Origin of the sequence: Anaeromyxobacter sp. (assembly GCA_016718565.1) — a bacterium.
GTDB lineage: Bacteria > Myxococcota > Myxococcia > Myxococcales > Anaeromyxobacteraceae > JADKCZ01.
The window spans coordinates 338,545-362,175 of sequence record JADKCZ010000002.1 but is presented as its reverse complement, the minus strand read 5'-3'; the positions used below and the strand labels follow the sequence as shown (position 1 = coordinate 362,175).

The window sequence follows — 23,631 nt, the reverse complement described above, 5'->3', positions numbered from 1 at the left end:
CGGTGCGCTTCACCTGCCACGGCTGCGGCGCCCGGGTGGACGCCGCCGCGGCGCTGCCCTTCCGCTGCCCGGCGGCGGGGGCGCCGGGCGACGAGGTGGACCACCTGCTGGTGCCCGAGGACGCGCCCGCCCCGTTCGGCGTGGGCGACGAGGCCGACCCGTACCTCCGCTTCCGCGCGCTGCTGTCGCCCTACCGGCTGCTCAGGGCGGCCGGCCTGCCCGACCAGGCCTGGCTCGACCTGGCCGGCCAGCTCGACGGCGCGCTGCAGGAGGTGGACGGCCGGGGCTTCCGCGCCACGCCGCTGGCCCTGCAGCCGGCGCTGGCGCGCGCCGCCGGCCACGCCGGCGCGCTGTGGGTGAAGGACGAGACCGGCAACGTGGCCGGCTCGCACAAGGCGCGGCACCTGATGCTGGTGATGCTGTACCTCCGGGTGCTGGAGGCGGCCCGGCTGCCGGCCGGGGCGGGGCTGCGGTCCCGGCGGCTGGCCATCGCCTCCTGCGGCAACGCCGCGCTGGCGGCCGCGGTGGTGGCCCGCGCCGCCGGGTGGCCGCTCGACGTCTTCGTCCCCCCCGACGCCGAGGCCGCGGTGGTGGAGCGGCTGGCGGCGCTGGGCGCCACCCGCACCGTCTGCCAGCGGCGGCCCGGCGAGCCGGGTGATCCCTGCTACCTGCGCTTCCGCGAGGCGGTGGCGGCCGGGGCCATCCCCTTCGGCGTGCAGGGGCCCGACAACGGCCTGGCCATCGAGGGCGGGCGCACCCTGGCGTTCGAGCTGGCCGAGGGCCTTCGGGCCGCCGGGGCCGCGCCAGAGGCGCTCTACGTGCAGGTGGGCGGGGGCGCCCTGGCCAGCGCGCTGGCCCAGGGGCTGGCGCTGGCGGTGGCGGGCGGCGTCCTGGCGCGCGCGCCGCGGCTGGTGGCGGTCCAGACCGCCGGGTGCGCGCCGCTGGAGCGGGCCTGGCGGCGGCTGGGCGCGACGCCGCTCGACGAGGCGGCCCGCCACCGCGGCCGCTACATGTGGCCCTGGGAGGAGCCCCCCCACAGCCTGGCCCACGGCATCCTGGACGACGAGACCTACGACTGGTGGGCCATCGCCGCCGGCATGCGCGCCACCGGGGGCGGCCCGGTGGTGGTGGACGAGGTGGCGGTGGCGCGGGCCCACGCCCTGGCCAGGCCCCACGCCGGCATCGCCGCGTCGGCCACCGGCACGGCCGGGCTGGCCGGCCTGCTGTCCCAGCCGGCCCCGGGCCGGTCGGTGGCGGTGCTCCTCACCGGCGTGGCGCGCTGAGCCTGCCGGAGGGGCCGCCCGTGGCGCGGCTCAGGGGGACGGCCGGCGCAGGTGGGCCAGCAGCTCCGCCAGGATGGCCACCGCGATCTCGCCGGGCCCCTCGGCCCCCAGGTCGAGCCCGATGGGCCCCCGCACCCGCTCCACCAGCCCGGCCGCCAGCCCCATCGCCGCCAGCCGCTGGCAGCGGGCGGCGTGGGTGGTGCGGCTGCCGAGCGCCCCCACGTAGAAGGCGCCGGCGCGCAGCGCCGCCGCCAGCGCCGGGTCGTCGATGCGGGGCTGGTGGCTCAGGGCCACCAGCGCGGTGTGGCGGTCCAGGGCCAGCCGCGCCAGGGCCGCCTCCGGCCAGGCGGTGAGCACCTCGGCCCCGGGGAAGCGGGCCGCGGCGGCGAAGGCCGGGCGGGGGTCGACCACCAGCGCGTGGTAGCCGGCCAGCTGCGCCATGGGCACCAGGGCCTGCGCCACGTGCACCGCGCCGATCACCACCAGCCGCACCGGCGGGGCGTAGACCCTGAGGAAGGTGGCGGGCCCGGGCCACTCCAGCGGCCCGGAGCGCCCGCGCCGGGCCGCCGCCCGCGCCGCCTGGGCCAGCTGGGCGCCGTGGCCGGCCAGGGGCGCGGCCGCCGGCGCCGGTGGGTCGTCCGGGTGGAGCAGGGTGGCGGTGCCCGCGACCAGGTCGAGCGCCAGCACCGCCGGCCTCCTGGCCGCCAGGTCGTCCAGGAGCTGGGCCAGCGCGGCGGGGCCAGGCAGGGGGGCCACCGCCACCTCGACGGTGCCGCCGCAGGCCAGGCCCACCTCCCAGGCCTGCTCGTCGGTGACGCCGAAGGCCAGCCGCCGCGGCGCCCCGGTGCGGAGGCAGCCCTGTGCCGCCTCGATGACCGCCGCCTCGACGCAGCCGCCGGAGACCGAGCCGGCGAAGTCGCCGCGCTGGTTGACCACCAGCTGGCTGCCGGCCGGGCGCGGCGCCGAGCCCCAGGTCCGGACCACGGTGGCCAGCGCCACCCCCAGGCCCTGCTCCAGCCAGGCCGCGGCCTGGGCCAGGATGGCGGCGTCCGTCACGGTCGGCCCCCCGGGAGCGTGGCCAGGCCGGCCAGGTCGGCCGGCACGTCCACGTCCGCCAGCGCCTCGGCCGGGAAGGCGACGGTGAGGGCCTCGGCGCGGTGGCGGGCCAGCACCCGCCGGCCCGGGGTCTCGCCCGGATCGCTCAGCTCCTGGAACAGGGCCCGGCGGTAGAGGGCGGGCGGGGCCAGGACCCCGCCGTAGTCGGACAGGACCAGCGGGGCCTCCGAGCCGGTGGCGCGCGCCACCAGCGCCGACACCATGGCCGCCGTCACCCGGGGCATGTCGGCCAGCAGCACCACCGCCGCCTCGGCCCCGGGCGGCAGGGCCGCCAGGCCGGCCGCGAGCGAGGCGCCCTGGCCCTGCGCTGGATCGGGGGCGCGCACGGCGCGGCAGGGCAGGCCTCGCAGCGCCGCCTCGACCAGCGCCGCCTGGTGACCGGTCACCACCACCACCGGGTCGAGCCCGGCCTCCAGGGCGACCCGCGCGGCGCGACGGACCAGCGGCTCGCCGCCAACCTCGAGCAGGAGCTTGTTGGACCCCATGCGGGACGACCGCCCCGCCGCCAGCAGCACGCCCGCCACCGGCGCGGGGCGCGAGGGGGTGGGGGCCGCCGGGCCGCTGGTCGTCTGGTCTGCCATCCGCGTCGTGGCCCGCTCTCCTGCTACTCTCGCATGGCGGCCGGTGCCCGGCTATGAAGGCGGGGCGCCCGGCGCGGCGCGCGGAGGAGCGGCGTGGACGGCAGCGGCATCCGGTTCATCCTCGACGGCCAGGTGCGGGAGCTCGACGGCGTCGACCCGACGCTGACGGTGCTGCGCTGGCTGCGCGAGGTGGAGGGCCGCAGCGGCACCAAGGAGGGCTGCGCCGAGGGAGACTGCGGCGCCTGCACCGTGGTGCTGGTGGAGCTGCGGGGGGGCGAGCTCCGCTACCGCGCCCTCAACGCCTGCCTGCTCTTCCTGCCGGCGCTCGACGGGGCGGCGCTCCTCACGGTGGAGAGCCTGTGCCGCGAGGGCCAGCCGCTCCACCCGGTGCAGGACGCCCTGGTGCGGTGCCACGCCTCGCAGTGCGGCTTCTGCACGCCGGGCTTCGTGATGTCCCTGACGGCCCTCTACGAGTCGGAGGTGGCGCCGTCGCGCCAGCGGCTCGACGAGGTGCTGGCCGGCAACCTGTGCCGCTGCACCGGCTACCGGCCCATCGTGGAGGCGGCCCGGCTGGCCTGCGCCGGCGGCCAGGTCCCGCGGCTGGCGGCGCAGCAGGCGGCGCTGCGGGCCCAGCTCGAGGGGCTGGCGCGGACCGAGGGGCTGGCGCTCCGCCACGGGGGCCGGCGCTGGTTCGCCCCGCGCTCGCTGGCCGAGGCGGCCCGCCTGGCCGAGGCCCACCCGGCGGCCCACCTGGTGGCGGGCGCCACCGACGTGGGGCTGTGGGTCACCAAGCAGCGGCGCGCGCTCGACACCGTCATCGCGCTGGGCGGGGTGCCCGAGCTGACCGCGGTGTCGCTGGGCGCCACCCACGTGGAGGTGGGCGCCGCCGCCAGCTACACCGACGCGCTCGGGCCGCTCGAGGCGGAGCACCCGGACCTGGGCCGGCTGCTGCGCCGCATCGGCTCGCAGCAGATCCGCAACGCCGGCACCCTGGGCGGCAACCTGGCCAACGCCTCGCCCATCGGCGACACCGCCCCGGCGCTGCTGGCGCTGGACGCCTCGGTGGTGCTGCGGCGCGGCCAGGACACCCGCGAGCTGCCCCTGGCCGCCTTCTTCGCAGGCTACCGCCGGACGGCGCTCAGGCCCGGCGAGCTGCTGGAGCGGATCCGGGTGCCGCGGCGGGCACCGGGCCTCTCGTTCCGCGCCTACAAGGTCGCCAAGCGGTTCGACCAGGACATCTCCACGGTGTGCGGCGCCTTCGCGCTGGTGCTGGAGCGGGGGCGGGTGGCGCAGGTGCGGGTGGCCTTCGGCGGCATGGCCGCCACGCCGGTGCGGGTGGACGCGGTGGAGCGGGCCCTGCTCGGCCTCCCCTGGACCCTGGCCGCCGTCGAGCAGGTGGTGCCGCTGCTGGACCAGGCGCTCGCGCCGCTCTCCGACCTCCGCGGCAGCGCCACCTACCGCCGCCTGGTGGCGGGGAACCTGCTGCGCAAGTTCCAGCTGGAGACCGGCGGGGAGGCCCCCGCCACCCGGCTGCGCGCCGGCGCGGAGGGGCGGTGAGCCCGCCCCGCCCGGCCCGGCGGGCCGCCGCGCGGCCGCGCCGGCCCCTCCCCGGCCCGGAGTTCGTCCCCGCGGTGGCCGCCTCCCGGCCCCACGACAGCGCCGAGCACCACGTGCGGGGCGCCGCCCGGTACGTGGACGACCTGCCCGAGCCGCGCGGCCTGCTCCACGCCTTCGTGGCCCTCTCGGCGCGCGCCCACGCCCGCGTCGACCGCCTGGACGTGGGCCCGGTGCGCGCCGCCCCCGGCGTGGCGGCGGTGCTCACGGCCGCCGACCTGGCGCACGGCAACGACGTCGGGCCGGTGCTGCCGGGGGACCCGATCTTCGCCGATGGGCTGGTCGAGTACTGGGGCCAGTCGCTGTTCGCGGTGGCGGCCGAGACCGGCGACCAGGCCCGCGCGGCCGCCGGCGCGGCGGTCGTCGAGTACCAGGACCTGCCCCCCATCCTCACCGTGGAGGAGGCCCTGGCGGCCGGCTCCTTCGTGCTGCCCACCGAGGTGCTGCGCCGGGGCGCCTCGGCGGCGGCGCTGGCCCGCGCGCCGCGGCGGCTGGCCGGGCGCTTCGCCATGGGCGGGCAGGAGCACTTCTACCTGGAGGGGCAGGTGGCCATGGCGGTGCCGGGGGAGGGCGGGACCATGCTGGTGCACGCCTCCACCCAGCACCCCAGCGAGGTGCAGCACCTGGTCGCCAGGGCGCTCGGCCGGGCGGACGCCGCCGTCTCGGTCGAGGTGCGGCGGCTGGGCGGTGGCTTCGGCGGGAAGGAGACCCAGGCCGCGCTGCCGGCCTGCGTGGCGGCGCTGCTGGCGGCGCGCACCGGCCGCCCGGTCAAGCTCAGGCTCGACCGCGACGACGACATGGCGCTGACCGGCAAGCGCCACGACTTCGTCGCCGAGTACGAGGTGGGCTTCGACGACCGGGGGCGCCTGCTGGCGCTGGACCTGACCCTGGCCTCCCGCTGCGGCATGTCGGCGGACCTCTCGGGCGCCGTCAACGACCGGGCCATGCTGCACGCCGACAACGCCTACTACCTGCCGCACGTCACGGTGACCTCCCACCGCTGCCGCACCAACACCGCCTCCAACACCGCCTTCCGCGGGTTCGGCGGCCCGCAGGGCATCCTGGCCATCGAGCAGGTGATCGACGAGGTGGCCCGCGCCCTGGGCCGGGACCCGCTGGAGGTCCGCCGCGCCAACCTCTACGGGGGCCGCGGCCGCGACGTCACGCCCTACGGCATGCGGTTCACCGACAACGTGCTGCCGGCGCTGCTGGACGAGCTGTGCGCCTCCTCCGGCTACGCGGCCCGGCGCGAGGCCGTCGCCCGCTTCAACGCCGTGAGCCCGTGGCTGAAGCGCGGTCTGGCGCTCACCCCGGTGAAGTTCGGCATCGCCTTCACCGCCTTCTCCATGAACCAGGCCGGCGCGCTGCTGCACGTCTACACCGACGGCAGCGTCCACCTGAACCACGGCGGCGTGGAGATGGGGCAGGGGCTCTTCACCAAGGTGGCCCAGGTGGTGGCCGACGAGCTGGGGCTGCCGCCCGAGCTGGTGCGGCTCATGCCGACCGCCACCGAGAAGGTGCCCAACACCTCGCCCACCGCCGCCTCCTCGGGCAGCGACCTGAACGGCGCGGCGGCCCTGGTGGCGGCCCGGACCCTGCGCGGCCGCCTGGCGGCGGTGGCCGCCACCCTGCTGGGGGGACGCGCGGCCGACGTGGTCTTCGAGGGCGGGCGGGTCCGCCAGGGGCGGCGCAGCGCCAGCTTCGCCGAGGTGGCCAGGGCGGCCCACGCCGCCCGGGTCGGGCTCTCGGCCGCCGGCTTCTACCGCACCCCCAGGCTCCGCTACGACCGGAGGCGCCACCGCGGCCGTCCCTTCCTCTACTTCTCGCAGGGGGCGGCGGTCGCCGAGGTGGAGGTGGACACCCTGACCGGCGAGCACCGGCTGCTGCGGGTCGACCTGCTGCACGACTGCGGCGGCTCGCTCAACCCGGCCCTCGACCGGGGGCAGGTGGAGGGCGGCTTCGTGCAGGGGATGGGCTGGCTCACCTCGGAGGAGCTGGTCTGGGACGAGCGCGGGCGGCTGCTGACCCACGCCCCCTCCACGTACAAGATCCCGGCCTGCAGCGACGTGCCGGAGGACTTCCGGGTGACGCTGCGGGGCCGGCCCAACCGCGAGCCGACGGTGCGCCGCTCCAAGGCCGTCGGCGAGCCGCCGCTGCCGCTGGCCGCCGCGGTCTTCTTCGCCCTGCGCGACGCCGTGGCGGCGGTCGGCCCGCCGGGGCTGCGGCCGCGCCTCGACGCGCCGGCCACGCCGGAGCGGGTGCTCATGGCCATCGAGGAGCTCCGGGGCAGGCAGGCGGCCCCGGGCCGCGGGGAGGCCGGGTGAGCGGCTGGCTCGACGCCCTGGCGCGCCTGGTGGCGGCGGGCACCCCCGCGGTGCTGGTGACGGTGGTGCGCGCCGAGGGCTCCTCGCCGCGGGAGGCCGGCGCCAAGCTGGTGGTCACGGGCGAGGGCCAGCACGGCAGCGTGGGCGGCGGCCACCTGGAGCTGACGGCGGTGGAGCTGGCCCGCGACCTGCTGGCGGCCCGGCCCGGGGTGGCCGGGGCCGCGCCGCTGCTGCGCGAGTACCCGCTCGGCCCCAGCCTGGGCCAGTGCTGCGGCGGCGCGGTGACGCTCCTCTTCGAGCTGGTGGCCCCGCCGGCCTGGCGGGTGGCGCTCTTCGGCGCCGGTCACGTGGGCAGGGCCCTGGTGCGGCTGCTCGGCGACCTGGCCTGCCGGGTGGACTGGATCGACGAGCGGGCCGAGGCCTTCCCGTCGGCCACGCCGCCCGGGGTCCGGGTGGTGGTCTCCGACGCGCCGGAGGAGGAGGTGGCACGGCTGCCCGCCGGCGCCGACGTCCTCGTCATGACCCACAGCCACGCGCTCGACCTGCGCATCGTGGCGGCGGCGCTCGGCCGCCCGGACCTGCGGCTGGTGGGGCTGATCGGCTCCCGCACCAAGCGGGCGCGCTTCCTGGCCCGCCTGGAGCACCGCGGCGTCCCGCCCGCGGCGCTGGCCCGGCTCACCTGCCCCATCGGCCTGCCCGGGGTGGGCGGCAAGCGCCCCGCCGAGATCGCCATCGCGGTGGCGGCGCAGCTGCTTCAGCTGGAGGGGGCGTCGGTGGCCCAGGCCACCAGCCCGGCCGCCGCGAAGGCGGCGCCGGCGGCGCAGACCCCGGGCCAGCCCCAGGCGGCCCAGGCGCGGGCCGCGGACCAGGTGCCGGCCGCCCCGCCGACGAAGTAGGCCACCATGTAGACCGTGTTGAGGCGGCTGCGGGCGGCCGGCTCCAGGGCGTGGACCCGCGCCAGGTTGCTCACCTGGTTGGCCTGCACGCCGACGTCGAGGAGGAGCACGCCCGCCAGCAGCCCCCAGAGCCTCCACCCCAGCAGGGCGAGGACGGCCCAGGCCAGCAGCAGGGTGGTGAGGGCCAGGCCGCTGGTGAAGCGCGCCCCGCGCCGGTCCGCCACCCGGCCCACCAGCGGGGCCGCCACCACCCCGGCGGCGCCCGCCAGCCCGAAGAGCCCGGCCACGCCGCTGCCCAGCCCGAAGGGCGGCGCCGCCAGGTGGAAGGCCAGGGCGGTCCAGAGCACGCTGAAGGCGCCCATGCCCGCGGCGCCCAGCAGCGAGGCCCGCCGCAGCTCGCGGTGCCGCCGCAGCAGCGTCCCCAGGGAGCGCAGCAGCGCCCGGTAGGGCAGGCTGGCCTCCGGGGGCTGGCGCGGCAGCAGCACCTGGAGCGCCACCCCGAGCGCCGCCATGGCGGCCGCCGCCACCAGGTAGACGGCCCGCCACCCGAGGGCCTGGGCCACCAGGCCGCCCAGCGCGCGCGCCGAGAGGATGCCCGCCAGCAGCCCCCCCAGGACCGCCCCGATGACCCGCCCGCGCTCGGCCGGCGCCGCCAGGTGGGCCGCCAGGGGCAGCGCCACGTGTGGCACCACCGTGAAGAGGCCGACCAGCAGGCTGGCCGCGCCCAGCCAGGCCAGGGAGGGCGCCGCCGCCACGCCCAGGAGCGCCGCGGTGGTGGCGGCGCACAGCCAGAGGATGAGCCGCTTGCGCTCCACGGCATCGCCCAGCGGGATGAAGAGCAGCAGGCCCGCCGCGTAGCCGGCCTGGGTGAGCACCGCCACCCGTCCGATGCCCGACGGGTCGGCGCCGAAGCGCGCCGCCAGCGTCGGCAGGAGCGGCTGCACGTAGTACAGGTTGGCCACGCTGACCCCGGCCACCAGCGCCAGGAGGGCCACCAGCCCCGGCGCGATGCCGCCGCCTCCCGCCGCCTCGCCGGTCTCGCTGGTCACCCCCGGGCTTGTGGCAGGCGCCGGGCCGACGCGCAAGGCGCCGGACTGCCCCGGCGCCTCGTCCGGCCTCGGATCCGTGCAGGTGCCCGCTCCACGGGCCGCGAATTCCTGGCCCGACCCCCAACCTGCACGTGGTCTCCGCCCCGGGCGGTGGCGTAGAGTCCGGCCTTCCACCGCCTCCCCCTCCCAGGAGAATCCGACATGCGGAAGCTGCTCCTCGCCCTCGCCGCCCTGCTCGTCACCTTCCAGGCCGGCGCCGCGGCGCCCAAGGCCAAGGTCAAGGTCGCCCTCATCGTCGAGTCCACCGTGGACGACAAGGGCTGGTGCCAGGCCATGCACGACGCCATCGGCACGGTGCAGAAGCGCTACGGCGCGGCGCTGGTGGAGTACAGCTTCAGCGAGAAGATGAAGCCGGTGGACGCCGGGTCGGCGGCGCGCCAGTACGCCTCCAAGGGCTTCGACATCGTCATCTGCCACGGCGCCCAGTACAAGAACCTGGTGCTGGAGATGGCCGAGGAGTTCCCCAAGACCTCCTTCGTCTTCGGCACCAGCGCCGACGTCGGCCCCAGGAACGTCTTCACCTACATGCCCCAGAGCGAGGAGACCGGCTACCTCAACGGCCTCATCGCGGGCCTGACCACCAGGTCGAACGTGGTGGGCCTGGTGGGCCCGGTGGACGGCGGCGACGCCGCCCGCTACGACCGCGGCTTCGTGCTGGGCGTGAAGGCCGTCAACGCCAAGGCCGAGGTCAAGGTGGCCCACACCGGCAGCTTCGGCGACTTCGTCAAGGCCGGGGAGCTGGCCCACACGCAGGTGAAGGCCGGCGCCGACGTGCTGACCGGCTCGTCCCAGCAGGCCCTGGGCGCCCTGCGCGCCGTGGCCACCTACAAGGACCAGCCGATCTGGTGGGTCGGCCAGGACGTCGCCCAGCTGGCCACCCCGGAGGGCTTCAAGGTGGTGGCCGCCGCCAGCTACGACTACTCGGCCATCATCGAGGCGCTGCTGGCCCGGCGCGAGGCCGGGGTGCTGGGCGGCGAGAACCTGCCGCTCACCTTCGCCAACGGCGGCTTCGTCTACCGGTTCAACGACCAGGTGGGCCCGGTGCTGACCAAGGAGATCCGCGCCAAGGTCGAGGCCGCGCAGGCCAGCCTGAAGGCCGGCAAGCTCCCCCTCGACTGGAAGAGCGTGAAGTTCTAGGCCCCGGCCCGCGCCGCCGCCCGTGCCGCTCCCGCCCATCGACGAGCTCCGGCTCGAGGGGATCACCAAGCGCTTCCCCGGCATCCTGGCCTGCGACCGGATCTCGCTCGAGGTCCGGCGCGGGCAGGCGCTCGCCCTGGTGGGCGAGAACGGCGCGGGCAAGTCGACCCTGATGAACATCCTGGCCGGGCTCTACCAGCCCGACGAGGGGCGCATCCTCATCGACGGCCGGCCGGTCCACTTCCGGACCCCGGCCGACGCCTGCGCGCTGGGCGTGGGCATGGTGCACCAGAACTTCATGCTGGTGCCCACCATGACGGTGGCCGAGAACGTGGCGCTGGGGCTGGAGGTGCTGCAGGGCGGCTTCCGGCTCGACCTCGACGAGGCCCGCCGCCGGGTCCGCCAGGTCTCGGAGCACCACCAGCTCCCGGTGGAGGCCGACGCGCCGGTCTGGCAGCTCTCGGTGGGCGAGCAGCAGCGGGTCGAGCTGGTCAAGGCCCTCTGCCTGGGGGCGCGCCTGCTCATCCTCGACGAGCCCACCTCGGCGCTGACGCCGCAGGAGACCGACGACCTGCTGGAGCGCCTGGCCCGCATGGTGGCCGAGCTGCCCATCATCTTCATCAGCCACAAGCTGCACGAGGTGAAGGCGCTGTCGCACCGGGTCACCATCCTGCGCCACGGCCAGGTGGCCTTCCACGGCGACACCGACGACCACTCCACCTCCGAGCTGGCCGCGCTCATGACCGGCCGCGAGGTGGTGCTGCCGCGCAACCAGGGCGGGGGGACGGCCGGCCCGGTGGTGCTGGCGGCGCGGGGGCTCTCGGTGCGCGGCGATCGCGGCCACCTGGCGCTGGACGGCCTGGACCTGGAGGTGCGGGCCGGCGAGATCGTGGGGCTGGCCGGGGTCTCCGGCAACGGGCAGCGCGAGCTGGCCGACGTCCTGGCGGGGCTGCGCCCGGTGGAGCGGGGCACCATCGAGCTGGCCGGCCAGGACGTGACCGGCCGGTCGCCGCGGGCCATCATCGACGGCGGCCTCAGCTACATCCCGGAGGACCGGCACCACGAGGGGATCGTGCCGGCCTTCTCGGTGAAGGAGAACCTGGTCCTGAAGGACGTGGCGTCGCCGCCCTTCAGCCGCGCCGGGCTGCTGCGGCTCTCGGAGATCGACCGCAACGCCGCCGCCCTGACCGCGCGCTTCGACGTGCGCTGCGCCTCCACCGCGGTGGCGGCCGGCTCGCTCTCCGGCGGCAACATCCAGAAGGTCATCCTGGCGCGCGAGCTGGCCCGCGGCCCCAGGGCGCTGGTGGCGGTCTACCCCACCCGCGGCGTGGACATGGGCGCCGAGGAGTTCATCCACACCCAGCTCCTGGCGCTGCGGGGGGCCGGGGTGGGGATCCTGCTGATCTCCGAGGAGCTCGAGGAGATCATGAACCTGTCGGACCGGATCGCGGTGATCTGCGAGGGGCGGATCCTGGGGGTGGTGCCGGCCGCCGAGGCCACCCGCGAGCGGCTCGGCCTGCTCATGGCCGGGGTGGCGGCGTGACGCGCCGGTTCCGGCTGCTCTACGCGGGCGGCGTGACGGCCCTGGCCGGCGCGGCCGCGGTCGGCCTGGCGGCGGCGGTGCTGCTCTCCATCGGCGCCAGCCCGCTGGCCTCCTTCACCGTCATCCTGACCGGGCCGCTGCAGGACCTCTTCGGCGCCTCGGAGGTGCTGGTCCGGGCCGTCCCGCTGATCCTGGTCGGCCTGGGCATCGCCATCTCCTTCCGGAGCGGCATCCTCAACATCGGCGCCGAGGGGCAGATGCTGGTCGGCATCCTCTGCTCCACGGCGGTGGCGCTGGCGCTGCCGCACTGGCCCAAGGCCGCGCTGCTGCCGCTCTCGCTGCTGGCCGGCGCCCTGGGCGGGGCCGCCTGGGGCGGCATCGCCGGGGTGCTGCGGGCCCGGCTGGACGTCAACGAGATCCTGAGCACGGTGATGCTCAACTACGTGGCGGCGCAGCTCTACACCTTCTTCCTGCGCGGGCCGATGATCGACCCCGAGGAGCTGATGACCGGCTCGGGCACGCCGCAGTCGATGCGGCTGGTCAAGGCCGCCTGGCTGGACCGGCTGGTGCCCGGCACCCGGGTCCACGCCGGGCTGCTGCTGGCGCTGGCGCTGGCGGGGCTGGTCTGGGTGCTGCTGTGGCGCACCACCTTCGGCTACCGGATGCGCGCCGCCGGGGCGGGCCGCAAGGCCGCCCGCTACGCCGGCATCCAGGTGGAGCGCTCCCTGGTGTCGGCCATGCTCTTCGCCGGCGGCTTCGCGGGCCTGGCCGGCGCGGTCGAGGTGGCCGGCGTGCACCACCGGGCCATCGAGGCCATCACCTCCGGCTACGGCTTCTCCGGCATCGTGGTGGCGCTCTTCGGCGGCCTGCACCCGGCCGGCATCGTGCCGGCGGCGGTCTTCTTCGGGCTCCTGCTGGTGGGGGCCGACATGACGCAGCGCTCGGCCGGCGTGCCGGCCAACATGATCCTGGTCCTGCAGGGGGTCATCATCCTGGCCATCGTCTCGGCCAAGCAGTTCCTCGACAACCCCTACGCCATGGAGCGGGCGGCCCGGCTGCTCAGGCGGCTCGGGCTGCGCGGCGCGCCGCCGCCGGCCGACGCGGCGGGTGAGCCGTGAGCGCGGCCCAGTTCGTCCACGACGTGCTGGCGCTGGGCGTCCCGTTCTCGGTGGCGCTGCTGCTGGCGGCCCTGGGCGAGATGTTCAACCAGCGCGCCGGGGTCTTCAACCTGGGCTGCGAGGGCATCATGGCCATGGGGGCCTTCCTCGGCTTCCTGGCGCCGCACCTGCTGGCCGGCGCCGGGTACGGCGCCTGGGCCAACCTGGCGGGGCTGGCGCTGGCGGTGGGGGCGGGGGTGCTGATGGGCCTCCTCTTCGGGCTGGTCACGGTCTCCTTCGGCGCGCCGCAGGGCATCGCCGGCATCGGCCTGCAGATGCTGGGCTGGGGCCTGGCGGGCACCATCTTCCGGCGCTTCATCGGCGGGGTGACCGGGGTGGAGGGCATCGCCGCCTGGCCGGTGCCCGGGCTGTCGCGCCTGCCCTGGGTGGGCGAGATCCTCTTCAGCCTCACGCCGCTGGCCTACCTGGCCTTCCTCATGGTGCCGGCCTCCTGGTGGCTGCTCTACCGCACCCCCTGGGGCCTCAGGGTGCGGGCGGTGGGCACCCACCCGCGCGCCGCCGACACCATGGGCATCAGCGTGGTGCGGGTGCGCTACCAGGCGCTCATGCTGGGCGGCGCCATGGCCGGCCTGGGCGGCGCCTACCTCTCGCTCTGCCAGGCCAAGATGTTCGCCGACGACCTGGTGGCGGGGCGGGGCTTCATCGCCGTGGCGCTGGTCTACTTCGGCCGCTGGACGCCCTGGGGCATCCTGGGCGGGGCGCTGCTCTTCAGCCTGGCGCAGGCGCTCCAGCTCGCCATCCAGGTGGCCGGCATCCAGTTCCCCTACGAGTTCGCGGTCATGCTGCCCTACGTGCTGGTGATCGTGGTCCTGGCCCTGGCGCGCCGCTCCCGCATGCTCGGGCCGGCCGCGCTGGGCAAGCCCTACGACCGCGAGCGGCGGGTCTAGGCCGCCCTGGCCGGGCCCCGGCCCCGCCCGGTGCCCCCCGGGGCGGGCTTTCGCGCGCCGCCGCTTCCGGCTAGGGATCCGGCATGACGACCTGGTCGCGCGAGGAGCTCTCGAAGGTGCTGGCGGACCGGGAGCGCTGGACCGCCGAGGAGCTGGCGCAGGCGCTGCAGCGGCTGCCGAGGCGGCGCCGGGACTTCACCACCGACTCGGGCATCCCCATCCCGGACGTGGTGGACGCCGCCACCCGCGGCGCCCCCGACGAGGCCGCCGACGTGGGGCTGCCGGGCCGCTTCCCCTTCACCCGCGGCACCCAGCCCACCATGTACCGCGGCCGGCTCTGGACCATGCGCCAGTTCGCCGGCTTCGGCTCGCCCGAGGACACCAACCGGCGCTTCAAGTACCTGCTGGCGCACGGCGTCAACGGGCTCTCCACCGCCTTCGACATGCCGGCGCTCATGGGCTACGACGCCGACCACGCCATGAGCCGCGGCGAGGTGGGCAAGGAGGGCGTGGCCGTCTCCTCGCTGCGCGACTTCGAGCTGCTCTTCGACGGCATCCCGCTCGGCGACGTCACCACCTCGATGACCATCAACGCCACCGCGCCCATCGCGCTGGCCATGTACGTGGCGGTGGCCGAGGCCGCCGGCACGCCGCGGGCCCGCCTGGGCGGCACCCTGCAGAACGACATGCTCAAGGAGTACATCGCGCAGAAGGAGTGGATGATCCCGCCGGCCCCGGCGGTCCGCATCAACTGCGACGTCATCGAGTTCTGCGCCGCCGAGATGCCGCGCTGGAACCCGGTGTCGGTGAGCGGGTACCACATCCGGGAGGCCGGGGCGACGGCGGTGCAGGAGCTGGCCTTCACCCTGGCCGACGGCCTGCAGTACGTGCAGGACTGCGTCGGGCGCGGCATGGACGTGGACGCCTTCGCGCAGCGGCTCAGCTTCTTCTGGGACGTGCACAACGACTTCTTCGAGGAGGTGGCCAAGTTCCGCGCCGCCCGCCGCATGTGGGCCCGCCTGCTGCGCGACCGCTTCCAGGCCAGGAAGCTGGAGTCGCTGCTGCTGCGCACCCACGCCCAGACGGCCGGCGTCTCGCTGACGGCGCAGCAGCCCATCAACAACGTGGTGCGGGTGGCGCTGCAGGCCTTCGCGGCGGTGCTGGGCGGCACCCAGTCCCTGCACACCAACTCGATGGACGAGACCTACGCGCTGCCCACCGAGGCGGCGGTGACCATCGCGCTGCGCACCCAGCAGATCATCGCCTTCGAGAGCGGCGCCGACCGGGTGGTGGACCCCCTGGCCGGCAGCCACTACGTGGAGTGGCTCACCGACGAGATGGAGCGGCGGGCCCTGGAGCTGATCGGGAAGATCGACGCCATGGGCGGCATGCTCAAGGCGGTGGAGAACGGCTTCCCGCAGCGCGAGATCGCCGAGAGCGCCTTCCGCTGGCAGCTGGAGGTGGAGCGGGGCGACCGGACGGTGGTGGGGGTCAACGCCTTCCGGGTGGCGGCCGATCCGCCCATCGCCACCCTCAAGGTGGACGAGTCGGTGCAGCACGCCCAGATCGAGCGGCTCCAGGCGGTCAAGGCGGGCCGCAGCGCCCCGGCGGTGGCGGCGGCGCTCACCGGCGTGGAGCGCGCCGCCCGCGAGGGGCGCAACGTCATGCCGCCCATCCTGGCGGCGGTGAAGACCTACGCCACGCTGGGCGAGCTCTCCGACGTGCTGCGAAAGGTGCACGGCACCTACCGGGAGGACGGGCGGTTCTAGCGCCGCCGGCGCGCCGGGCGTATGACCGTGGCTCGGCATGCCCGGGCACTGGAGCGACGGCTACTACGGTGAGCTCTACCTGGCGACCGCGCCGGACCTGCTCACGCCGCGCCTCTCGGCGCTGGAGGCGGAGGTGATGGCCGGGCTGCTCCGGCTGGGGCCGGGCGACCGGGTCCTCGACCTGGGCTGCGGCCACGGGCGGCACGCCTGGCCGCTGGCCGGGCGGGCCGGCCTGGTGGTCGGCCTGGAGCGGAGCGCGGCCGCGCTGCGGGGCGCCAGGGCAGGGGGGAGGGCGCCGGCCGTGGGCCTCGGCGCCGGCACGACGGCGGCTCACCCCGGTCGGTGGGCCGAGGGCCCGGGGCCTGGGGGGCCGCCCGGCTTCGTCCGCGCCGACCTGCGCGCCCTGCCGCTCCGGCCGGGCAGCTTCGACGCGGTGGTCAGCTGGTACGCCTCGCTCTTCATGTACGACGACGCGGCCAACCTGGCCCGGCTGGCCGAGGTGGGCCGGCTCCTCCGGCCAGGCGGCCGGCTGCTGGTGCAGCACGCCAACCCGCTGGCCCTGGCCGCCGCGCCGCACGACGAGGCCCGCCGCACGCTGCCCGACGGGGGGCTGGTGGACGAGGTGTGCGACTACGATCCGGCCACCGGGGTGGACCGGTGCGCCCGGCGGCTGCGCCGCCCCGACGGCCGCGTGCTGGAAGGTGCGGCCGAGTTGAGGTACTACAGTCCGGACGAGTGGGGGCCCCTGGCGACGCGCGCCGGGCTCCGCCTCACCTCGCTGACGAGCACCGCGCCGCCCCCGGGCGGCACCCTGGGCCCGGACGCGCCGGACCTCATCGCCCTCCTGGAGACGCCATGAGCACCGCCAGCCGAAAGCTCCGCATCCTGGTCGCCAAGCCCGGCCTCGACGGCCACGACCGCGGCGCCAAGATCATCGCCCGGGCGCTCCGCGACGCCGGCATGGAGGTCATCTACACCGGCCTCCACCAGACGCCCGAGATGATCGTGGCGGCGGCCATCCAGGAGGACGTGGACGCGGTGGGCCTCTCCATCCTCTCCGGCGCCCACATGACCATCTTCCCGGCGGTCATCGAGCTCCTGCGGGCCCAGCAGGCCGGCGACGTCAAGGTCTTCGGCGGCGGCATCATCCCGCAGGACGACGTGCCGCTGCTGGAGCAGAAGGGCGTGGCGGCGGTGTTCCTGCCGGGCTCGTCCACCCAGACCATCATCGAGTGGATCCGCGGCAACGTGCCGCCGCGCGCCGCCGCCGCCTAGGTCGGCGAACGATGCCTGGCTGCGGCGGGCGGGCTCGTCGCTCCGCTGCTCGGCGTACGACAGCAGGACGCCTCCGCTGCTCGCTCCGTCGCGCGCCCGCCTCGCTGGCGGCCTCCTTCGCCTCCGGGCACTGGGCCCGCCGCCTAGCCGCCGGTGCCGATCATCGGCAGCAGCGCCCCGTCGCCCATCTGGTGGCGCTCGCGCTTCTCCGCCAGCGCCGCCACGATGCGCGCCGCGATGGCCTGGTCGTCCGGCTCCTGGCGCAGCAGCGGCTTCAGGGCCACCTGGTCGCGCCCGCCCAGGCAGGCGCGCAGCGAGCCGTCGGCCGCCACCCGCACCCGGTTGCAGCCGTCGCAGAAGTTCTCGGTCAAGGCGCCGATGAAGCCCACCAGCCCGGTCACCGGGCGGCCGTCCTCCACGGCGTCGCCGCGCAGGTGGTGGGCCGGGCCCCAGCCGCGGGTGGCGTCGGGCGTGAGCCGGACCCCCTGGGCCTCGAGGCGCGCCTTCACCTCGGCCAGCGGCACCGGGTCACCGTCACCGAAGGGCATGAGCTCGATGAAGCGGGCCGTGGCCCCGGCGCGCCAGGCGTAGCGCGCCAGCGCCCCCACCTCGTCCTCGTTGAGGCCACGCACCACCACGGTGTTGAGCTTCACCGAGGCGAAGCCGGCGGCGCGCGCCGCGGCGATGCCGCGGGTGATCCGCTCCAGCGAGGCGGTCCGGCCGGAGAGGCGCAGCAGCTTGTCGGGGTCGAGGGTGTCGAGGGAGACGTTGACCCGGGTCACCCCGGCGGCCCTGAGCGGCGCCGCCAGCTCGGCCAGCGCTTGCCCGTTGGTGGTGAGGGCCACCTCCTCGATGCCCGGGGTGGCGCCCACCGCCGCCACGATCTCCAGCAGGTCGCGCCGCAGGGTCGGCTCGCCGCCGGTGAGGCGCACCCGGCGCACCCCCAGCCGGGCGAAGATCGAGACCAGGCGCCCCACCTCGGCCAGGCTGAGCGGGTCCTCGTGGTGCTCCAGGCCCATGGGCGCGCAGTAGCTGCAGCGGAAGTTGCAGCGGTCGGTCAGCGACAGGCGCAGGTAGGTGATGGCGCGCCCCTGCGCGTCGGCCAGCGGGTGCCCGGCGAGCGGGGGCGGGGTGGTCGGCACGCCGCGGGTCATAACGCCTCGGGGCCGAGGAGTCACGCCGGCGCGCTAGATGGGCTGCACGCTGGTGGGCCTGGCCAGGTCCTCCAGCTCCGCCACCGGGATGGCCAGGAAGGCCTCGGCGCAGCGGGGGTCGAACTGGGTGGCGGCGCAGCGCGCCACCTCGGCGCGGGCCGCGTCGACGGTGGTCTTCTTGCGGTAGGGCCGGTCGCTGGTCATGGCGTCGAAGGTGTCGGCGATGGCGAAGATGCGGGCCCCCAGCGGGATGGCCTCGCCGGCCAGGCCGCGCGGGTAGCCCTTGCCGTCGAAGCGCTCCTGGTGCGACAGCACGATGTCGGCCGGCAGCCCCAGGAACGGGATGGCCTTGAGGATCTCGAAGCCGATCTGGGGGTGGCGCCGCATCTCCTGCCACTCCTCGTCGGTCAGCTTGGCGGGCTTGAGCAGGATGCCGTCGGGGATGCCGATCTTGCCGATGTCGTGCAGCAGCGCGCCGCGCCCGATGTCCGGCAGCTCGGCCTCCGCGAGGCCCATGCGCCGGGCGATGGCCAGGGTGTAGCGGACCACCCGCTGCGAGTGGTTGGAGACCTCGTGCTCGCGGGCGTCGAGCGCCGCCACCAGGGCCCACAGGGTGGTGCCGTAGGTGTCCTCCAGGTCGCGCAGCGCCTGCTGCAGCTCGGCGGTGCGGTCGCGCACCCGCTTCTCCAGGCTGCGCCGGTAGCGCTGGCGCGCCAGCTCGAGCCGGCGCTTGGCCAGCGCCCGCTCGATGGAGCGGATGAGGTCGGTCACCTTGGGCGGCTTGAGCAGGTAGTCGGTGGCGCCCTTGCGCAGGCACTCGACGGCCGCCTCGGTGTCGCCGTAGGCGGTCAGCATGATGACCGCGGTGTCGGGGCGCGACTCGCGCAGCTGCTCCAGCAGCCAGTCCCCGCCCTTGCCCGGCATCTTCATGTCGCTGATGACCAGCGGGAAGTCCTCCTTGCGGGCCGCCGCCAGGCCGGCCTCGGCGCCGTCCACCAGGGTGGGGTGGTAGCCCTCTTCCTTGAGGAGGACCCCGATGACGTCGCGCACCGCGTCGTCGTCGTCGACCACCAGGATGCGGGTGGCTTCGTGTCTGGGATCGGCGCCGATGTCTGGCATGCCTCGATTGGCCCTCCTGGCGCGCCCCGGCCGGGGCGCCGCAGCGCCGGGGACTGTACCACGCGCCATCCGCGCCTTGACCGGCGAGTCGGGCGCGGATAAGTGCCCGGGCGATCTCATGTCCGACCCCGCGCCGCCGCGCCTCCCCGTGCTGGGCGTGGAGCCCGTCCCCCCCTCCCACCGGGAGCTGGCGGCCGCGCTCCGGGGCGGCGGCGTGGCGATCGGCGCCCGGAAGCCGGGCTGGCTGCGGGTGCCGCTGGCGGGAGGGGAGCGCTACCAGCGGGTGCGGGACACGCTGCGGCGGCTCGGGCTCCACACCGTGTGCGCCGAGGCGCACTGCCCCAACGTGGGGGAGTGCTGGAGCGGCGGCACCGCCACCGTGATGCTGATGGGCGACACCTGCACCCGCGGCTGCCGCTTCTGCCAGGTCAAGACGTCCGCCGCCCCGCCGCCCCTCGATCCCGACGAGCCGCGCCACCTGGCCGAGGCGGTGGGGGCGCTGGGGCTCGACTACCTGGTGGTCACCAGCGTGGACCGCGACGACCTGCCGGACGGCGGGGCGGGCCACTTCGCCGAGGCCATCCGCCTCCTCAAGGCCATCGACGGCCTGCTGGTGGAGGTGCTCACCCCGGACTTCCGCGGCGACCCGGCCGCGGTGGCCGCGGTGGGCCGGGCCGGGCCGGACGTCTTCGCCAACAACCTGGAGACGGTGCGGCGCCTCACCCCGGTGGTGCGCGACGCCCGGGCCGGCTACGACCAGACCCTCGAGGTGCTGGCGCGCATGAAGCGCGAGTTCCCCCGGGTGGTCACCAAGTCGTCGCTCATGGTGGGGCTGGGCGAGACCCCGGACGAGGTGGAGCAGGCCATGCGGGACCTCAGGGCCCACGGCGTGGAGATCCTCACCTTCGGGCAGTACCTGCGCCCCAGCGCCTGGCACCTGCCGGTGGCCGAGTGGATCACCCCAGAGCGGTTCGAGGCCCTGCGCCGGCGCGGCCTCGAGCTGGGGTTCCGCTACGTGGCGAGCGGCCCGCTGGTCCGCTCCTCCTACCGTGCGGCCGAGCTCTTCCTGCGCGGCGAGCTGGCCAGCCGGGCCGCGCCGTGACCGGGCCCCGACCGTGAGCGATCCCAGGCCCACCTCGCCACGCGCCCCGCCGGCCGAGCCGCAGGCCCGGCGCCGCCACGACGGCACCGCCCGCGAGTGGGCCCCCGGCCGGTTCCTGGCGGAGTTCCCGCTCTACGCCGTGGTGGACGAGGAGGGGCGCCTCGCCGACGAGGCCGAGCTGACGCTGGCCGACCCGGCGCTGCTGGCGCTCTACCGCTGGATGGTGCTGGAGCGGCTGCTCGACGAGCGGATGATCACCCTGCAGCGGCAGGGGCGCATCGGCTTCTACGTCGGCTCCATCGGCGAGGAGGCCACCGTCTTCGGGACCGCCGCCGCCATGGCGCCGCAGGACTGGATCTTCCCCTCCTACCGCGAGCACGGCGCCGCCTTCCTGCGCGGCCTGCCGCTGGCCACCTTCATGTGCGGCCTCTTCGGCAACGCCGGCGACGCGGTCAAGGGGCGGCAGATGCCCTGCCACGAGAGCTGGGCGCCCGGCCACTTCGTCTCCATCAGCTCGCCCATCGCCACCCAGGTGCCGCAGGCGGTGGGGGCGGCCTGGGCGGCCCGCATCCAGGGGCACGACATGGTGCCGCTCTGCTTCTTCGGCGACGGCTCCACCAGCGCCAACGACTTCCACACCGGGCTGAACTTCGCCGCGGTGCAGCGGCTGCCGGTGGTCTTCGCCTGCCGCAACAACGGCTGGGCCATCAGCGTGCCGCGCGAGGCCCAGACCGCCTCCGAGACCATCGCCCAGAAGGCCATCGGCTACGGCATGCGCGGCGAGCGGGTGGACGGCAACGACCTGCTGGCGGTCTACAACGCCACCCGGCGGGCCCGGGCGCGCGCCGCCGCCGGCGAGGGGCCCACCCTGCTGGAGTGCGTCACCTACCGGATGGAGGGGCACTCCACCTCCGACGACCCGCGGGCCTACCGGCCGGCCAGCGTGGTGGAGCCCTGGAAGCAGCGCGACCCGCTGCTGCGCATCCGGCGGCTGCTGGGGCGCCGCGGGGTGCTCGACGAGGCCGGCGACCTGGCGCTGCGCGACGAGCTGCGCCGGCAGCTCCTGGCGGCGCTGCTGGAGGCCGAGGCCCAGCCGGCCAAGCCGCCGGTGGCGAGCCTCTTCGAGGACGTCTACGCCGCGCCGCTGCGGCAGCAGCGCGAGCAGCTGGCCGAGCTCACGGCCGCCCTGGCCGCCGACCCCCGCCTCGCCAACCCGCGCCACTCGGAAGGCTGAGGGAGCCCCCGCCATGCCGGTGATGAACGTCATCCAGGCGGTCAACGACGCCCTCCGGCTGGAGATGCGGCGGGACCCCTCGGTGGTGGTGCTGGGGGAGGACGTGGGCCGCTTCGGCGGGGTGTTCCGCGCCACCGCCGGCCTGCAGCAGGAGTTCGGGGAGGGGCGGGTCATCGACACGCCGCTGGCCGAGGGCGGCATCATCGGCGCGGCGGTGGGCATGGCGCTCTACGGCCTCCGGCCGGTCCCGGAGATCCAGTTCGCCGACTTCATCTACCCGGCCTTCGACCAGATCGTGAACGAGGTGGCCAAGTACCGCTACCGCTCCGGCGGGCAGTACCCGTGCCCCATCACCATCCGCACCCCCTACGGCGGGGGCATCAAGGGCGGCCACTACCACTCGCAGTCACCCGAGGCGCTCTTCATCCAGGTGCCCGGCCTCAAGGTGGTCTGCCCGGCCACCCCCCGCGACGCCAAGGGGCTGCTGACCGCCGCCATCCGCGACCCGGATCCGGTGCTCTTCCTGGAGCCGAAGCGGGTCTACCGGGCCGCCAAGGGCGAGGTGCCGGAGGGCGAGCTGGTGCTGCCGCTGGGGCAGGCGGCGGTGACCCGGCCGGGCGGCCAGGTGACGCTGATCGCCTGGGGCGCCATGTGGCACGAGGCCGACCAGGCGGCCCGCGAGGCCGAGGCCGAGGGGATCGACTGCGAGGTGCTGGACCTGCGCTCGCTGCAGCCGCTCGACCTCGAGGCCATCGTGGCCTCGGTGCGGAAGACCGGGAGGGCGGTGGTGGTGCACGAGGCGCCGCTCACCTGCGGCTTCGGGGCCGAGCTGTCGGCGCTCATCCAGGAGCGCTGCTTCCTCTCGCTGGAGGCCCCGGTGGCGCGGGTGACCGGCTGGGACACGCCCTTCCCCTACACCCTCGAGAACGAGTACCTGCCGCGCGCGCCGCGCATCCTCAAGGCGCTGCGCGAGACCGTGGCGTACTGAGTCGAGGGGACCCCCATGGCCTACCAGCTCGAGCTGCCCGACATCGGTGAAGGCGTGGTGGAGGCCGAGGTCCAGAAGTGGTTCGTGGCCGAGGGGGACCTGGTGTCCGAGGACCAGCCCCTGGTCGAGGTGATGACCGACAAGGCCACGGTGGTGATCCCGTCGCCGAAGCGGGGGCGGGTGCTGCGGCGGTTCTGGAAGGAGGGGCAGATCGCGCCGGTGCACTCGCCGCTCATCGAGCTCGACCTGGAGGTGGGGGATGGGCCGACCCCGACCTCGACCCCGACCTCGACCCCGACCTCGACCTCGACCTCGACCTCGACCTCGACCACGACCTCGACCACGACCCCGACCCCGACCCCGACCCCGACCCCGACCCCGGGTTCCGCTCTCCCTCTCCCCCCCGGGGAGAGGGCAGGGGCGAAGGGAAGTGCGCCTCGCAAGGCCCTCGCCACCCCGGCCGTCCGGGCCCTGGCCCGCGAGCTGGGGGTCGACCTCCAGCAGGTGGCCGGCACCGGCCCGGGGGGCCGGGTCAGCAAGGCCGACCTGGCGGCGCACCAGGCCGGCGGCACCGCAGACCCGCTGCACGCGCCGGGCGCCGCCGCACCCGCCGCCCGCCCCGACGAGCGGCTCCCGTTCCGCGGCCTGCGCCGCAAGATCGCCGAGAAGATGGCGCTGTCCACGCGCACCGCGGCCCACTTCACCTTCGTGGAGCAGTGCGACGCGACCGAGCTGGTGCGCCTCAAGGCGGCCATGGCGCCGGCCGCCCTGGCCGAGGGCGTCAAGCTGACCTTCCTGCCCTTCGTGGTGAAGGCGGTGGTGGCCGCCCTGAAGCGCCACCCCAAGCTCAACTCCATGCTCGACGAGGCGGCCGGCGAGCTGGTGCTGCGACGCCGCTACGATCTCGGCATCGCCTCCGCCACCGAGGGCGGGCTGCTGGTGCCGGTGGTGCGCGGCGCCGACGGCCGCTCGCTGCTCGACCTGGCCCGCGAGATCGAGCGGCTCTCGGCCGAGGCCAGGGCCGGCCGGGCCCGGCCGCAGGACCAGGGCGGCTCCACCTTCACCATCACCAGCCTCGGGGCGCTGGGAGGGCTGTTCGCCACGCCGGTGCTCAACCACCCGGAGGTGGGCATCCTGGGCGTGAACCGCATCCGGCCCACGCCGGTGGTGCGCGACGGCCAGGTGGTGGTGCGCGACGTGATGCACCTCTCGATCACCAGCGACCACCGGGTGGTGGACGGCCACGAGGCCGCCGCCTTCTGCCACGAGGTGATCCGCCTCCTGGAAGACCCCAACCAGCTGTTCATGCGGATGGTCTGATC

19 protein-coding genes are annotated in these 23,631 nt (G+C 75.9%); 15 read left to right on the top strand and 4 right to left on the bottom strand.

Annotated elements, in window-relative coordinates:
• Positions 1 to 2: 2 nt before the first annotated feature.
• On the top strand, positions 3 to 1,283 hold the full coding sequence (locus tag IPO09_08355; GenBank protein ID MBK9517349.1) for a pyridoxal-phosphate dependent enzyme: 1,281 nt from the start codon (positions 3 to 5) through the stop codon (positions 1,281 to 1,283).
• A gap of 30 nt (positions 1,284 to 1,313) precedes the next feature.
• On the opposite strand, the gene IPO09_08350 is transcribed toward IPO09_08355, so the two are convergent.
• On the bottom strand, positions 1,314 to 2,339 hold the full coding sequence (locus IPO09_08350; GenBank protein MBK9517348.1) for an XdhC family protein: 1,026 nt from the start codon (positions 2,337 to 2,339) through the stop codon (positions 1,314 to 1,316).
• Positions 2,336 to 2,980 (bottom strand): nucleotidyltransferase family protein, encoded by a 645-nt coding sequence (locus tag IPO09_08345; GenBank protein MBK9517347.1) that lies wholly within the window; start codon positions 2,978 to 2,980, stop codon positions 2,336 to 2,338. Before IPO09_08345 ends, IPO09_08350 begins: the two co-directional genes overlap by 4 nt.
• 93 nt (positions 2,981 to 3,073) lie before the next feature.
• On the opposite strand from IPO09_08345, the gene xdhA reads away from it, so the two are divergent.
• From xdhA to IPO09_08295, 10 genes are all read left to right on the top strand, one after another.
• Complete coding sequence (xdhA, locus tag IPO09_08340) at positions 3,074 to 4,537, top strand: xanthine dehydrogenase small subunit (protein MBK9517346.1); 1,464 nt, start codon at positions 3,074 to 3,076, stop codon at positions 4,535 to 4,537.
• A 74-nt stretch (positions 4,538 to 4,611) separates the two neighbouring features.
• Positions 4,612 to 6,918 (top strand): xanthine dehydrogenase molybdopterin binding subunit, encoded by a 2,307-nt coding sequence (gene xdhB, locus IPO09_08335; GenBank protein ID MBK9517345.1) that lies wholly within the window; start codon positions 4,612 to 4,614, stop codon positions 6,916 to 6,918.
• Entirely contained in the window at positions 6,915 to 7,814 is a 900-nt protein-coding gene (xdhC, locus tag IPO09_08330) for a xanthine dehydrogenase accessory protein XdhC (GenBank protein ID MBK9517344.1), read from the top strand. The genes xdhB and xdhC overlap by 4 nt, the downstream gene beginning before the upstream one ends.
• Positions 7,815 to 9,064: 1,250 nt before the next feature.
• On the top strand, positions 9,065 to 10,060 hold the full coding sequence (locus IPO09_08325) for a BMP family protein (GenBank protein MBK9517343.1): 996 nt from the start codon (positions 9,065 to 9,067) through the stop codon (positions 10,058 to 10,060).
• A 22-nt stretch (positions 10,061 to 10,082) separates the two neighbouring features.
• Complete coding sequence (locus tag IPO09_08320) at positions 10,083 to 11,603, top strand: ABC transporter ATP-binding protein (GenBank protein MBK9517342.1); 1,521 nt, start codon at positions 10,083 to 10,085, stop codon at positions 11,601 to 11,603.
• Positions 11,600 to 12,721, top strand: coding sequence for an ABC transporter permease (locus IPO09_08315; GenBank protein ID MBK9517341.1), 1,122 nt, complete (start codon positions 11,600 to 11,602; stop codon positions 12,719 to 12,721). The genes IPO09_08320 and IPO09_08315 overlap by 4 nt, the downstream gene beginning before the upstream one ends.
• 80 nt (positions 12,722 to 12,801) lie before the next feature.
• Complete coding sequence (locus tag IPO09_08310) at positions 12,802 to 13,668, top strand: ABC transporter permease (protein MBK9517340.1); 867 nt, start codon at positions 12,802 to 12,804, stop codon at positions 13,666 to 13,668.
• Between the two features lie 83 nt (positions 13,669 to 13,751).
• A complete protein-coding gene (locus IPO09_08305) occupies positions 13,752 to 15,437 on the top strand; it encodes a methylmalonyl-CoA mutase family protein (GenBank protein ID MBK9517339.1) in 1,686 nt (561 codons plus the stop codon).
• 37 nt (positions 15,438 to 15,474) lie between these two features.
• Positions 15,475 to 16,296: a class I SAM-dependent methyltransferase gene (locus IPO09_08300; protein MBK9517338.1), complete on the top strand. Its 822-nt coding sequence runs from the start codon at positions 15,475 to 15,477 to the stop codon at positions 16,294 to 16,296.
• A complete protein-coding gene (locus IPO09_08295) occupies positions 16,293 to 16,712 on the top strand; it encodes a cobalamin B12-binding domain-containing protein (GenBank protein ID MBK9517337.1) in 420 nt (139 codons plus the stop codon). Before IPO09_08300 ends, IPO09_08295 begins: the two co-directional genes overlap by 4 nt.
• 143 nt (positions 16,713 to 16,855) lie before the next feature.
• On the opposite strand, the gene moaA is transcribed toward IPO09_08295, so the two are convergent.
• Both moaA and IPO09_08285 read right to left on the bottom strand, forming a co-directional pair.
• A complete protein-coding gene (gene moaA, locus IPO09_08290; protein ID MBK9517336.1) occupies positions 16,856 to 17,866 on the bottom strand; it encodes a GTP 3',8-cyclase MoaA in 1,011 nt (336 codons plus the stop codon).
• A gap of 33 nt (positions 17,867 to 17,899) precedes the next feature.
• The gene (locus IPO09_08285) at positions 17,900 to 18,985 is read right to left on the bottom strand and encodes a response regulator (GenBank protein MBK9517335.1); all 1,086 of its coding nucleotides are present in this window, start codon (positions 18,983 to 18,985) and stop codon (positions 17,900 to 17,902) included.
• A gap of 118 nt (positions 18,986 to 19,103) precedes the next feature.
• Here IPO09_08285 and lipA point away from each other — a divergent pair, with 118 nt between their 5' ends.
• Genes lipA through IPO09_08265 form a run of 4 tightly spaced genes read left to right on the top strand, consistent with a single transcriptional unit; the run spans position 19,104 to position 23,629 of the window.
• Positions 19,104 to 20,087: a lipoyl synthase gene (lipA, locus tag IPO09_08280; protein ID MBK9517334.1), complete on the top strand. Its 984-nt coding sequence runs from the start codon at positions 19,104 to 19,106 to the stop codon at positions 20,085 to 20,087.
• Positions 20,088 to 20,100: 13 nt separating this feature from the next.
• Positions 20,101 to 21,321, top strand: coding sequence for a thiamine pyrophosphate-dependent dehydrogenase E1 component subunit alpha (locus IPO09_08275; protein ID MBK9517333.1), 1,221 nt, complete (start codon positions 20,101 to 20,103; stop codon positions 21,319 to 21,321).
• A gap of 13 nt (positions 21,322 to 21,334) precedes the next feature.
• On the top strand, positions 21,335 to 22,309 hold the full coding sequence (locus IPO09_08270) for an alpha-ketoacid dehydrogenase subunit beta (GenBank protein MBK9517332.1): 975 nt from the start codon (positions 21,335 to 21,337) through the stop codon (positions 22,307 to 22,309).
• 15 nt (positions 22,310 to 22,324) lie between these two features.
• Entirely contained in the window at positions 22,325 to 23,629 is a 1,305-nt protein-coding gene (locus tag IPO09_08265; protein ID MBK9517331.1) for a 2-oxo acid dehydrogenase subunit E2, read from the top strand.
• The last annotated feature ends 2 nt before the right edge of the window (positions 23,630 to 23,631 follow it).